This is a genomic window from Pseudomonas persica, assembly GCF_900291015.1.
Taxonomy (GTDB): domain Bacteria; phylum Pseudomonadota; class Gammaproteobacteria; order Pseudomonadales; family Pseudomonadaceae; genus Aquipseudomonas.
On sequence record NZ_OLKL01000254.1, the window covers coordinates 1 to 252 of the forward strand.

Here is a 252-nt window from a genome sequence, read left to right on the forward strand (position 1 = left end):
TCGGTATCCTGTGTTGCTAGGCGTAGCGCCTCGATGGCTCGAAGCGCGTCGTCGGGCAGAAGACCACGGTTATTCAATCCACTCACAGCATGACGACGAATGACTACGTGGGGTGAAATCAAACCGTGCAAGGCTTCGCTGACATCGGCGGCGGTGGTATTGATCTGGCCGTAGACTTCTTCAAGTGTCTCTTCAACAGCAGCCCGAAGCTCAGGACGCTGATCGAGTAGATGCTTAACGGGTGTGTAGTTA

At 54.4% G+C, this 252-nt stretch carries 1 protein-coding gene; it reads right to left on the reverse strand.

The window, feature by feature from the left end; all coding sequences use genetic code 11:
- On the reverse strand, positions 1-252 hold a 252-nt coding region (locus tag FQ664_RS27415; RefSeq protein ID WP_218570445.1), incomplete at both ends, for a hypothetical protein.